Annotated in this window: 12 protein-coding genes; 5 read left to right on the forward strand and 7 right to left on the reverse strand. The window is 45.4% G+C overall.

Annotation, left to right across the window (positions count from 1 at the left end; translation table 11 throughout):
• Window positions 1-33: 33 nt before the first annotated feature.
• Both ACDQ55_RS11665 and ACDQ55_RS11670 read right to left on the reverse strand, forming a co-directional pair.
• Window positions 34-1,608, reverse strand: a complete 1,575-nt coding sequence (locus tag ACDQ55_RS11665) for a trypsin-like peptidase domain-containing protein (protein ID WP_420981567.1) — start codon at window positions 1,606-1,608, stop codon at window positions 34-36.
• A gap of 310 nt (window positions 1,609-1,918) precedes the next feature.
• Window positions 1,919-2,917, reverse strand: coding sequence for an acyl-CoA reductase (locus ACDQ55_RS11670; RefSeq protein WP_420981568.1), 999 nt, complete (start codon window positions 2,915-2,917; stop codon window positions 1,919-1,921).
• A gap of 95 nt (window positions 2,918-3,012) precedes the next feature.
• On the opposite strand from ACDQ55_RS11670, the gene ACDQ55_RS11675 reads away from it, so the two are divergent.
• The 4 genes from ACDQ55_RS11675 to ACDQ55_RS11690 all read left to right on the forward strand — a co-directional run bounded on the left by ACDQ55_RS11675 (window position 3,013) and on the right by ACDQ55_RS11690 (window position 5,686).
• Entirely contained in the window at window positions 3,013-3,360 is a 348-nt protein-coding gene (locus ACDQ55_RS11675; RefSeq protein ID WP_420981569.1) for a 4Fe-4S dicluster domain-containing protein, read from the forward strand.
• Window positions 3,361-3,497: 137 nt separating this feature from the next.
• Window positions 3,498-4,484 carry a D-alanine--D-alanine ligase gene (locus ACDQ55_RS11680; protein WP_420981570.1) on the forward strand — a complete coding sequence of 329 codons (987 nt, stop codon included), beginning with the start codon at window positions 3,498-3,500 and terminating at the stop codon, window positions 4,482-4,484.
• A gap of 26 nt (window positions 4,485-4,510) precedes the next feature.
• The gene (locus ACDQ55_RS11685; protein WP_420981571.1) at window positions 4,511-5,335 is read left to right on the forward strand and encodes a PASTA domain-containing protein; all 825 of its coding nucleotides are present in this window, start codon (window positions 4,511-4,513) and stop codon (window positions 5,333-5,335) included.
• A 39-nt stretch (window positions 5,336-5,374) separates the two neighbouring features.
• Window positions 5,375-5,686, forward strand: a complete 312-nt coding sequence (locus tag ACDQ55_RS11690) for a rhodanese-like domain-containing protein (protein WP_420981572.1) — start codon at window positions 5,375-5,377, stop codon at window positions 5,684-5,686.
• A 216-nt stretch (window positions 5,687-5,902) separates the two neighbouring features.
• Here ACDQ55_RS11690 and ACDQ55_RS11695 read toward each other — a convergent pair whose 3' ends face one another.
• Entirely contained in the window at window positions 5,903-7,168 is a 1,266-nt protein-coding gene (locus tag ACDQ55_RS11695; RefSeq protein WP_420981573.1) for a hypothetical protein, read from the reverse strand.
• A gap of 195 nt (window positions 7,169-7,363) precedes the next feature.
• Between ACDQ55_RS11695 and ACDQ55_RS11700 the strand changes: the two genes are divergently transcribed.
• Window positions 7,364-8,119: a hypothetical protein gene (locus tag ACDQ55_RS11700; RefSeq protein ID WP_420981574.1), complete on the forward strand. Its 756-nt coding sequence runs from the start codon at window positions 7,364-7,366 to the stop codon at window positions 8,117-8,119.
• Between the two features lie 53 nt (window positions 8,120-8,172).
• Here the strand turns inward: ACDQ55_RS11700 and ACDQ55_RS11705 are convergent, their stop codons facing one another.
• From ACDQ55_RS11705 to ACDQ55_RS11720, 4 genes are all read right to left on the reverse strand, one after another.
• Complete coding sequence (locus tag ACDQ55_RS11705) at window positions 8,173-9,366, reverse strand: hypothetical protein (RefSeq protein ID WP_420981575.1); 1,194 nt, start codon at window positions 9,364-9,366, stop codon at window positions 8,173-8,175.
• A 14-nt stretch (window positions 9,367-9,380) separates the two neighbouring features.
• Complete coding sequence (locus ACDQ55_RS11710) at window positions 9,381-10,280, reverse strand: type 1 glutamine amidotransferase (RefSeq protein ID WP_420981576.1); 900 nt, start codon at window positions 10,278-10,280, stop codon at window positions 9,381-9,383.
• Between the two features lie 177 nt (window positions 10,281-10,457).
• Window positions 10,458-11,558, reverse strand: a complete 1,101-nt coding sequence (locus ACDQ55_RS11715) for a carboxylate-amine ligase (RefSeq protein ID WP_420981577.1) — start codon at window positions 11,556-11,558, stop codon at window positions 10,458-10,460.
• A gap of 166 nt (window positions 11,559-11,724) precedes the next feature.
• Window positions 11,725-12,828: a hypothetical protein gene (locus tag ACDQ55_RS11720; RefSeq protein WP_420981578.1), complete on the reverse strand. Its 1,104-nt coding sequence runs from the start codon at window positions 12,826-12,828 to the stop codon at window positions 11,725-11,727.

A 12,828-nucleotide genomic window follows, 5' to 3' on the forward strand; every position in this document is an offset into this window, starting at 1 on the left:
GATGCGGGACTTTTATTTAAAGAGAAGTTTAGCTTAGAGGTTCTCTGAGCTGCTTCCGGAAGTTGAAATATTATAATAATAGATATTGCTGCCTTTTTCGGGATAGAAGCCTATCAGTTTCAGGCTTTTTTGTTTTTCTACGGCATTGCTTAAAGCGTCGATAGAAGTAACCTGTGTGTTGCCGGCTTTCAGGATAACAAAGCCTGGCGCCATGGTGGTTTGTTTTTTCAGGATACCGTTACCGATATCATTTACGATCACCCCACCGTTAATGCCTAAACGGGCCGCTTCGTCTTTGTTTAACTCAGACAGATCGGCTCCCAGGCGGTCCAATGCGGTTACTTTTACCACATCGGTATTGCCTTTCAGGTTTTTCATGATTACGTTGTCTACGGTCACTTCTTTATTATCCCGTACATACGTCAGAGAAACCTTGTCGCCTGGTTTATAGCGGGCTACCTGTTCGCTCAGCTGGGAGGTACCTGGGATTCTTACGCCATTTACGGCGGTGATCACATCGCCTGCACGGAGGCCTGCCGCAGAGGCAGAGCTATTCGGCATTACTTCGGTGATCTGTACGCCATTTACATCCCTTTTAATGCCGGCGTCTTTCAGCTGCTCGTCGCTCATATTGGCGATCAGCGAAGAAGGGGCATATTTAACGCCCAGGTAGGCACGTTGTACGTTACCGTATTTCAGGATATCATTTACTACCTTTTTGATCAGGTTTACCGGGATCGCGTAGGAATAACCAGCGTAAGAACCTGTAGGAGAAGCAATAGCGGAGTTGATCCCGATCAGTTCACCGGCAGTATTTACCAGTGCGCCACCGCTGTTACCCTGGTTTACCGCTGCATCGGTTTGTATGAAAGACTCAATGGCGCTGTTTACCCTGCCACCACTTTTGTTGATCCCGATAGAGCGGGACTTGGCGCTTACAATACCAGCGGTAACGGTAGCGTCCAGGTTCAACGGATAACCGATAGCCAGCACCCATTGGCCGATTTCTACGTTGTCGGAGTTGCCATAAAGTAAGTAAGGCAAGCCTTCAGCGTCTATTTTAATGACGGCCAGGTCGGTGCTTGGGTCGGCGCCTATCAGTTTGGCCTTGAAAACCCTATTGCTGTTGCTGAGCGAAACTGTGATTTCGTCGGCATCGGCAATTACGTGATTGTTGGTAACGATGTAACCGTCTGCTGCGATCAGTACACCGGAGCCGGAAGCCATTTGGCCAGGGATGTAATACCTGCGGCCATCTCCGCCACCATTGAATTCATCGCCAAAAAAATCATCACCAAAAAGGTCTTGCAGGATACTGCGTCTTTGCAAGTTGTTACCATTGGTTACCTGTCGGGGATTGATCTTTGTTTTGATATGAACAACGCCGGGAACTGCTGTTTTTGCCGCCGTGGTAAAGTCTGATGGGGGGGTAGCATTCGCGTTCCCTTCTGTACCGGGCATGTAACGCGCATAATTAACAGGAATTTCCGTACCGTTCTGGAATACAATAGGCTGCCTTTTCTGGAAGTATTTGCCATACACAAATATGGAGGCAGCTGCCGTTACAGTACTGATGAGGACAGTCGTAACAATTTGCTTGAATTTCATATTGTAGTGTGTTTGCGTGATAACTAAATAAATAAATAAGATAATAACACCGGCATATAATCAATAAACATGCCCTTGCTACAAATTTAATTTTCCTGATGAGTGAAACACAACTGGATCGGTTTACTTTAACACATTTTTATCGAAATCGTTAAACGCGGCTTAATATCTTATTCTAGCAAAGGGGCAGTTTGTATGTCAATATAACAAGGAAATGCGACAAAATGTTAGGTAAACGGAGTGCTGTAGAATGGGAACAGGCTTGCCGGAACACATTTCCGGCAAGCCCGCAGTTAGTTCCCTGGGGGGATTATAGGGCCAGTAAAAACTTCATAGTGTCTACGCCGTCTGCATAATCACTAAGGGAAGGTTGCTGTGCATAGCCAAAAGGAGTAAAATCCTTGCCTACCAGGCATTGCAAGATCTCTTCCCCGGAAAGCTCCTGCTGCAGCTGGGCCATATCTATATAAAAACTATAGTGCAGCACGCTGAGCGGTGAAAACAGGGAGGTAGCCTCCTGCAAGAGGATACTACCGTTAGACATATACGGACTGTTGTTTAACAGCAGTAAGGCCAGGTTATAATCGTAGTTGTTTTTGTATTTGTGGTAATCCATCAGGTAGCTATACTTTTCCAGGGCTTTGAGCAATGGTGCAAAATCGTAGTTTACCGGTGTATACACTTTAGTCACATTCCGGCACCCCAAGCCAAAGTACATCATCACATCGTCTGCCAGGGCAGACAGTTCTTCCGCAGATTCTTTTCCGGTGAGGATAGCGGCGGAAGTACGGTTATGTCGAATAATATGCGGATATTTAGAAAAGTAATAGTGGAAATAGCGGGCGGAATTATTGCTGCCAGTGGCAATATAGGCATCACAGTGCTTTAGCATGTCCTGGATTTCCGTTTGATGGGCTTCTTCAGGATACCATTCACCTATTTTTTCCAGGATGTGCTTCATCAGGATTTCATCTTTGCTGGAAAGTTTCATTTTTACCCGGTGTCCGCTCATAAAGCCGCAAAGCCAGTCGTGGAAGCCCACCAGGGGAATATTGCCGGCGGAAACAATGCCTACTGTTTTAGGCGTGCGTGCCGCTGCTATCGTAGGATAGCCTTCCAGCCATTGTTGTAAGGGGGCCGGCGACAGGAAGTACCGGGTAATATTCTCCAAGGCATTGTCTATAAAAGAGGGAATAAACCAGCCATTGGCATTATAAGCGCGCTCTTTCACTGCTTCCAATTCAGGGCCCTTTGCTGCCAGATACTGCCCCAGGCGTACCAACGCGGCTTCTTTTTCTGCTATGTTCATGAAACTATATAAATAATTGACTTAATTAAACCGGGAAAATTTTATTTTTGTCGCACAAAATTAATGGCTTACTACTTAACCAAAAAGTTTACACTATGGCAATTAAGATAACAGACGAATGTATAAATTGTGGCGCCTGCGAGCCAGAATGCCCCAACAATGCGATATATGAAGGTGGTGTAGAATGGGCGTTAGCCGATGGTACAACCGTTAAAGGCTCCTATACATTGATGGACGGTAGTGTAATGGATGCTGACCAGCGTAATGCGCCACTCAGCGTTGATACCTACTATATCGTGCCCAACAAATGTACTGAATGCCAGGGATTTCATGAAGAACCACAATGTGCTGCCGTTTGTCCGGTAGATTGCTGTGTTCCTGATGAAATGTACCAGGAAACCGTTAATGAGCTGATGGCTAAGAAGGAAAAACTGCATATTTAATATATTTTTCAAGGAAGCTTAATAACCGTTCCCGCTCTGTCCGGGACGGTTTTTTTATGTTATTTGACGGACCAGGCCATGGCTCTTGACAATTAATAAATAACCTTTAACTTTACCCGCTTATTGTAAAACATCTTATGAAGAAGAACATAGCTTTGGTAGCCGGCGGCTATTCCGGTGAATATGTGATATCTGTGCAAAGTGCTGTAACCATAGAGAATAACCTGGATAGCAGTAAATACAATGTTTATAAGATCATCATCACAAAAGAAAGCTGGAGCTATACCAGCGCAGATGGCCTGGTAACTGAGGTGGATAAAAATGATTTTTCTTTAACCATCAATGGTGGCAAAATCAGGTTTGACGCAGTATTTATAGGAATTCATGGCACCCCGGGTGAAGATGGCCGTTTGCAAGGGTACTTCGAAATGCTGGGCATTCCCTTTACCAGTTGCGGAATGGTAACTTCTGCCCTCACATTCAACAAAAGCTATTGCAATAAAGTAGTAGATGCTTTTAAGGTGGTAAACGTATCTAAATCTGTTCATATATTTAGCAACCAGCCTTACAACACAACGGAAATATTGCAGCAGCTGCGTTTACCCGTGTTTGTAAAACCGGCAGAAGGCGGCAGCAGTATCGGTATGTCTAAGGTGAAAACAGCAGAGGAGCTGCAACCCGCTATTGATAAGGCATTTAAAGAAGATGCACAAATACTGATCGAAGAATTTATCCAGGGCCGGGAACTTACCATAGGTCTTTACCGTAGTAATGGCGCTATTACCGTGTTGCCCATTACAGAAATAGTAAGCACTAAAGAGTTTTTCGATTACGAAGCAAAATATACACCCGGCGTTTCCAACGAAATTACCCCGGCGCCTGTGTCAGATGACATTACGCGCCAGGTACAGGAAACCGCTACCACTATTTATCATAAACTGAATTGTAAGGGAATTGTGCGTATAGATTTTATATACGAAGAAGCTGCCGGAAAACTGTTTTTCCTGGAAGTGAACACCATGCCTGGCCAATCAGAAAACAGCCTGGTACCCCAACAGGTAAGGGCTGCGGGTAAAACCCTGCAAGAATTTTATGGCCTGCTTTTAGAAGAAAGCCTGCGATAAAGATTATCACACTTAATATCATTACCGTGTTCGACTTTATTACCAAGCGCTCATTTGGAATTAACCTGTTAGCAGTTATTATTATGTTTTTTGCCCTGGCATTGCTCTTTTTCGGCTTGTTGGGCGTTATTACGAAGCATGGCCAACAGTTGGTAGTTCCTGATGTGCGCGGAAAAAATGTAAAGGAGGCTATCGACTTGCTGGAAAAAGCAGGTTTTGAGGCAGATGTAAGGGATTCTATCTACATCGACTCTATCCCTCCATTGGCAGTGTATGCGCAAACACCTGATAAAGGCGCACAGGTGAAGGTAGGCAGAACCATTTATCTGACCATTAATAAGATAGTAGCCCCTATGGTAAGCATGCCGGATCTCGAAGGGTTGACTTTCCGCAGCGCGGAAATGATGCTAAAAAGCATGCGGCTCAACGTAGGCGATACTATTTACAAACCTGATTTTGCCCAGAACACGGTATTGCAGCAGCTATTGAACGGTAAACTTATCAAGCCAGGCACTCCGGTGGCGGAGGGTAGCAATATTACCTTGATACTGAGTAGCGGCACAGGCAGCATCGAAAACCCGGTGCCTAACTTTGTAGGACTCACCTACGCAGAGGCCCGCGAAACCCTTAGCGCCAGCAACCTCAACGTAGGAACTATTATTATTGATCCTAATGTAACGGATACTGCAAATGCCTATATCATCAAACAGGTGCCTGCCCGTAAGAACGATATTGGTGATTTTAATATGGTGAAAGCAGGAGAAACAGTAGATTTCTGGCTGTCGGCTACCAAACCTGTAACAGACAGTACGGTTATGGGCGCTCAGCCGACAGACAGCAACAAGCGATAGCAGAAAATAATGTAACTTGATACTAAATTCTTTATAACTATGCAAAATATTACGGCAGAAGAGCTGAAAAAGCGTATAGATGATGGTGAAACACTCAATTTGCTGGATGTGAGAGAACCTCATGAACGTGCAGCGTTTAACATAGGCGGTGAACACATTCCGTTAGGCGCTATCCAAACAATGCAGGTGGATGGTATTGAAGACTGGAAAGACCAGGAAGTGATTGTTTATTGCCGTAGCGGTAACCGCAGCGGACAGGCAGCTATGATCCTGGAAACCATGGGCTTCGGTAATGTGAAAAACCTGGCAGGTGGTATGTTGAAATGGGAAGAGCTGTACGGCAACAAATAATAAAAAGGTAAGTCCGGTGTATACACCGGACTATAAGTTATTAAAGCTATTGACGCACTGGATTATCCTGTTGTTTCAATAGCTTATTTTTTTGCAGTATCCTTACGAGGATTGATGCTTTCTCCGCAATGATGGCAGTAACTCAATTTCCACTAGGTATAGCGGGAGCAATCAATTGGCTTACTTCTATCATGGTGGTGGCCGGTTTAATGTTTTTTAGGGTGTGCCGGTTGTTTCTTCTGAAGGTGGCGGGGCAGACCTGAACTTTACGACTTTTCCCAGCAGATCGAACCAGAAAGGAGCCCCCAGGGAAATGGCCAGTGCCGTAATGCACCAGCCGCCCAGTACCAGCCATCCGTTTTGCTGAAGCGGATGTGTAAACCCCCAGTATATGTTATGAGGCTGCTGGCAGCTGTCTGTAGCGCAGCCCCGGCTAATGCCCAGTACGTTGGCGGCATCCCCGGCATCGTTGCGGAGCATGGCGTACACGCTTATCAGGGAAGTATCATTCACGAATATACGTATCGAAGTATCGGCCCGGTAAAAGGCGCTGTCTTTATGCAATATATTTTTTAGTATCAACGTGTCGGTGATAGCGGTGAAGGATGGAGCCCGGCTGGCGGCCAATTGTACCAGTTGTGTTCTTACATTTTTGTCTTTCATTAAAATACGGGCAATAGCAATGGAGTCTACATTGAAGATAGCAGCAATAGCGATACCAATGAGGAGTAGCCAGGTTTGTGTTTGTTTGCGGTACCAGCCACTGGTGCGGGTCATGGTTTCGTTGAACCAATCCTCCAGGTTTTTACGGAAGCTGTCTATGTTATCGTGGGCGTCTTCCAATAATTGTAAGAGGTGCTCGCCGGCGTCTGGCGCTAGCTGCAGGGAATTATGGACCAGTGCCGTTTTGATGTAGAGAGCTTCTTTACAGCCATTATCCGTTTCGGAGGCAGGCAGGTCTGGCATAAGCCTGTCTGTAATGCTTGAACCGGATATGAATGTTTGGGTGGCAACCGTTTCCAATATAGGCTTTTCCGTGGCCATTGCGGTTATTGGCGATGGTATAGGTGAAGGGTCAAGATATTGCCTGCCGCTACTCCGTAGCAAGTGTACCATTGTTTGTGAAAATACACGTGGACTGATATAAGCCGGCCGGGAAGAGGCGCTGTTTTCACCTAGCCGCCGGATAGCAGGGGCATGATAAAACCGTTTCAAGAAAGGGGCTTCCCGGAAGGGATTAAAAAAATAGACGAGGCTACGGCCCCATTCATAGATGCGGTTAAAGAAAGTAAACCGGCGAAATCCATAAGTGTAGATGCGGTGGTCATCTGCCAGCATTCTCCGCAAACCTTTGGCGAGCAAACGGGCACGGGAATTGAAGGCTCTGGCTAGCAGTTCCTGTACAACAGAAGCCAGGAGACTGTACAACAGATAAATGAAAATAAGGCCCAAGGCTACATCTATGGCCAGATTATTAAACATAGAAACAGGGAATTAGTGTTAACACATGAGCGTAAATGTAAATATTATTAGCAAGATAGCACGGGGCTACGCAATCTATTTGCTCACTGTTCGTTATCTTTCAGACAGTTCATAAATAGTTACCTGGCAATAACAGTATAGACTACACGGAAAAAGATTTTCAGACATTATATATTTGCGTATATTTTAATTCATATGAAATTGAGAAATTTATCCTTGTGCGTATGGCTGGTAGCGGCTTCCAGTGCTTCTGCCCAAATTAATTACAGGGACACGGAGAAGAAGCCAATTTTAATACCTTACGACAGCAGCATGGCTTTTCAACACCTCACGGCAGATGTAGCCCCGCTTACATTGGTAGGGCAGGAGATTACCTTTCTGAAACTTAACCCTAAACGGTTGGTTAAAAACAAGGAAGACTCTTTGCTGGATAATATTAAGGTGAAAGGAATGGTGGAAGTGCCTTATAAAAGCGTGCTTAAAGGCGGGCACCTGTATACGCCGTACAAGGCAGTGGAGAATAAAACGTTCACCATTGCAGACTACGACCGTAAAACGCTTGAAGGAGGCGCTGTTATGCTCACCTTTACGCTGCGGGATGCCGACCGCAAACTGTTGGTATACCAATTGCCGGCAGAAAACCTGGGCGGCGCACCAGTGATCATCAACAGCAACTACGAGTGGCTGAAAAGGAAGTACATTGGCAAGCAATTGCATCTCCGGAAAACAAGCTATAAAACAGAAAACTTATTAGATGGCAATAAGGAAATAACGCTGAAGAATGATGAGGTGCTTTCCTGTACAGATATCGCTGTACTTTTTGGCAGTAAACAAAAATTCGGACTACCTTTCCTGATCGTGAAGAACAACGCTAACGAGGAATTTGCCATCGGCATAGGTAAAAAGAGCGAATATGCCAACGGGCCGTTAATTGAAGATTTTGATTTATAATATCCCTAGTAACAGGGCTGGCTAAAAATCATTTTTTAACCTGTCCTGTTACATTAATCTTGCTCAAAGAAGCAGCAGCTACCGCCTACCCAGGTATCATTATTATTGAAGCCTACTCCGATCATCTTGCCTTTACTGATACGCGCCAGATTATGTACCAATACCGGGCGTGCAGCGCCATCGGCCCACACGTAAATCATTCTGATCTCACAAATAGCTGGTCCGGTAGGAGTAACGATAACGGGTGCATATTTTACTTTGTGTTGCAGTATCCAGTTTTCCGGATCTACTATCTGGTCTATGTCTGCGGAGGTAACATCTATTAATACGCCTTGGCCGGCAAAGGAAAAGAGCGGTTTTAAAACATAGTTTTCCAGGTCGGTAGGCAGTACCGGTATTTCATGCAGGAACCAGCTTTTTGGCACATATTCACTATGTATGAAAGGCATGATATACTTACTGATACGGTAAAACCAGTTGGGATGCGTAATCCACTCCACTTCCAGGTCCTGAAAGATGTTCACGTACTCATCCAGTGTATCAGCCTGTTGTTGCAGGTCATCAAAGATGATACGGTTGTAAATCCGTTGGATGGGTGTTTTTACCCCATTCCGCATATAAAATAACTTTTTCCCTTCTTGTATCAGGGCAGTGAGGCAAACGGTGGAAATACCCAGTTTTTTTTCGGTGCTATGAAAGTCGATCCGGGTTTTTTGTTCTTCCGGTTTTATATCCAGCAGTACTACTTCTTCCGGCGGTACGTTGCCTACAATGATTTCTTTTAACAGTTGATAGTAAGAGGTTTCATTATGGCCATTGAAGAAGTTACTGAAAGAAGCGGGAATATCGAAATGCTGCTTAAAGCGGCGGGCCATTACTTCCTGGAAAGACAGCATAGTGGGGAATCCTTGCAGTTCTATCAGTTGAGGTACAAGCCCCTCAGCTGTTTCACATATGGCAAAATCAATCACAATAAAGTGGGGGTGCTCATTTTCATGCGGTACTTTCAGGGCAGAAGGAATGGCATCCTGTGTGATGGTTTTGAAATCGGGGCGCAGCAATACGTCTACGATCTCTTCACAGGTTTGTACGAGTTTATTACGCAGGTCTACCGGTACAAACACCGGGGTTTCTGCAATCCTGAAAGACGGTGCTATGCCTGCGTCTGCTGCAATACCTTCCAGGAAGGCCTGGTATTGTTCGTAGGTAAACCGTTGATTATAGGATGTTCTTATATCTGGGATCATGATGTTTGTAATTATTAGAAGAACGAATGTTCTTTGTCTGTATGGGTGGCTATTTGTACCAGCCGTTCTATAGCAGCCAGCCTTTCGGAGAGCTGGCCATAGATGGCATAGTCCAGAAATGCCGTAATAAGCCGGTCGTGTGTTAGCATAATTTTATCAGGGTCGGTGAGTTGACTGATCATGCTGTTGTATTTCTCCAGGCTATGGTTATTGATGACTTGTTTTTTCTTTTCTTCTTGCAAAAGGTACATATGCATACCTGCTGCATCTGCTTCAGGATGGAACTGGGTACCGATAAAATGTTCGTTGAACCGTATTGCCATAGTAGCGCGTTCCAAAGGAACATGCGGCCTTTCTTTTTCCAGGGCGAGTACATGACCGCCCATCGCCTGCAGGTTGGCGTAATTAAGCCCTATTACCTGCCAGTCGCGGCTATCCACGATATAAAAAGGATCTGGCAATGCGCTGAATACTTTTTCCCGCATACCTGCGGCGGTTTTGTGTACTGGAAATACCCCAAATGCAGGTGATTTTCGTTTACACACATTTCCCAACTGATAATACCGGCACATGATCTGGTAAGAATGACAAATAAAAAAGGCCGGTTTTTTTATATCCTGTGTGCGGTTCCATTCCAGCAGCTCATTGATGAGGGAAAAATAGGCTGTTTCCCAGGCGCTGCCTTCACTGTCTACCGGGCTGCCAGGGCCCCCCGTAGAAATGTAAATATCATAGGAAGTATCGGGTACCTGTATCTGTTGTCTTACTTCAAATTCATCAAATTGCAGGTCCAATGCATGCATACTGGCATATTTTGCCAGTATTTCCCGGATACAGCGCATCCCTTCATTGGGAACACCCTCGTACATATCCAGCACGGCTACCTTCCAGTGTTGTTTAATCGGATACATCATGCAAAGTTACGAAAAATGCCGCGGAAAGCGGGAGCGCCACCAGCTGTTAGCATAGGGTTAAAAGTTATCTATGCAAAGAGAGTCTGCTTTCTAGGTGTGGTTAGCCGCCAGTAGCAAAGCGTTAAAATATATGAAGAGAGTTTGCTTTCTTTCCTTTTTTACAATTAACAGTTAATATCAGCAACCCAATAAAAATTGCCCTTGAATAAAATCAGTAACTGCAATAAGATCGTTGGTAACAGCATAAACTTCTAGTTGTTTATCTGCCCCGGTGCCGGTTTCCAGCAAGCGGGTAGTGGCGGCAATTACTTCACGGCTGTCCAGTTCATCTACTACATCATCAATGAAATCAAGTAATTCATAAATAAGTGCCCGGGTATTTACTTCCATTTCTTTGCCGAAATCGATCAGGTAACCATCTATGCCATAGCGGGAAGCCCTCCATTTATTTTCATTGATGAGTGCCCGGTTGTAACTGATGAAGTTCAGGTTTTGCATGCGTAGCTTGTATATTTTGGCACATACGGCCTGGAAAAGACCAGCAATGGTAATGGTATCTTCAAGGGTGAGCGGTACGTCGCATACCCGGAATTCTACAGTGTTGAAGAAAGGATGTACGCGAAGGTCCCACCATACTTTTCTGGCGTTATCAATGCAGTTGGTTTTTACCAATAGCTTGATGTAGTTATCATATTCTTCTATGCTCGCAAAGTAGTCTGGGATGCCGGTGCGGGGAAATTTATCAAATACCTTGGTGCGAAAGGATTTAAAACCGGTGTTACGGCCTTCCCAGAACGGGGAGTTGGTGCTGAGCGCAAAGATATGTGGCAGGAAATACCGCACGGAATTGGCGATATGGATGGCCATTTCCCGGTTTTCCATGCCTACATGCACGTGAAGGCCAAAGATCAGGTTTGAGCGGGCGGCATCCTGCATCTCATTAACGATTTCAAAATACCGTGGATGGTCTGTAATGAGCTGTTTTTCCCACTTACTGAAGGGATGTGTGCCGGAAGCGCCGATATGGAAGCCCAGGTCGCCTGCTATTTGTGCAATGGTGCGCCGAAGGAAGGCCACATCTTCCCTTGCTTCCTGAACATTGGCACAAATACGGGTGCCTACTTCTACTACTGCCTGGTGGAATTCAGCTTTTACCTGGTCGTTGATCACCTTATGGGCCTGTTCCACTATTTTTTGTTCATGCGATTTTAGCTCCCGGGTAACGGGATCTATTACCATGTACTCTTCTTCAATACCCAGCGTAAACGCCTTAAACATACTTTTTAGCTTTATGCTTTTAGTTACTAGTAGCTAAGTTGACAGACGTTGGCTCTTTTTAGTCTGGCTGGTCAACTGCCTTGTTTGCCGGGCGCAGATGAATGGTTGTTCGTCTACCCCGGCCGGTCAGCGGTTGGCCGCTAATAGCATTACAAATGTAGCGGTATCATTTTTCTTTTTGTGCTTTTTTAGCAGGGCTTTTTTTAACCGTAGTTTTAGGTGCTTTGGTGGGAGCCGCTTTTTTTTCCGTTGCCGGCGTAGCTTTTAATGTTTTTACGGGTGTCGCTTTCTTTTTAACGGGTTTGCTGGTATTGTCGGCCACCGGTTTAACTTTAGCGATGCTTGGATGCATGTATTTCCCCCAGGTAAGGTTATCTTTTCCGGGTTTTTGGGCGATAGCCCTTTCAATGGCATAACGGGCGCTGTTTTCTACAACCCATTCAAAATGCGCCTCCCCGATAGTCTGCTGGTCGGCGTCTGGAGCGGGATTGCAAAAATCTATGGCAAAGGGGATGTCGCCGCGCACAGCTATTTCCACGGTATTAAAGTCGTAACCCAGGTGCTGGTTCAATGTCAGCACCATTTCGGTGATTTGTGCGGCAAGGGTAGGGGTAGGCTCATGTGTTGCCTGGTAACGGAGATGGTGCGGTTGCCGCGGATTATAGGCCATGATCCGTACTTCCCGGCCGCCAATGCAAAAGCAACGGTAATATTGATTGAAATCAATTTCTTCCTGTAACATCATCACCAGCTGACCTGTTTCACTATGTTTCCGGAAGAAGTCTTCCTTATCTTCCACCTGGTATACATGTTTCCACCCACCATTGGCATAAGGTTTCATATAAGCCGGAAAGCCAATATAGTCGAAGATGGTATTCCAGTCGAACGGATATATCAGGTTGCGGAAAGATTTGTCGGTGGTATTGTCCGGTAGTTGGTTGGATGGCAGTAACACGGTACGGGGCACGTTTATGCCAAGCTTTTCTGCCAGTGTATTATTGAAGAACTTATCGTCTGCGCTCCACCAGAAAGGATTGTTGATCACTGCTGTGCCTGCGGCAGCGGCGTTTTTCAGGTACGACCGGTAAAAGGGTACATCCTGGGAAATACGGTCTACTATTACTGCGTAACCGGTATCTTCTCCTTGTATTACCTTGTCGATAGTAACAAATTCGGCAAAGATGCCGGGAGGATTGATTCGGTTAATGCGGTCTACAAATGCTTGCGGAAAAGTGTTTTCCTGTCCGAAAAGGATACCGATTTTTTTCAT

Source organism: Chitinophaga sp. 30R24 (genome assembly GCF_049056765.1).
GTDB lineage: Bacteria > Bacteroidota > Bacteroidia > Chitinophagales > Chitinophagaceae > Chitinophaga.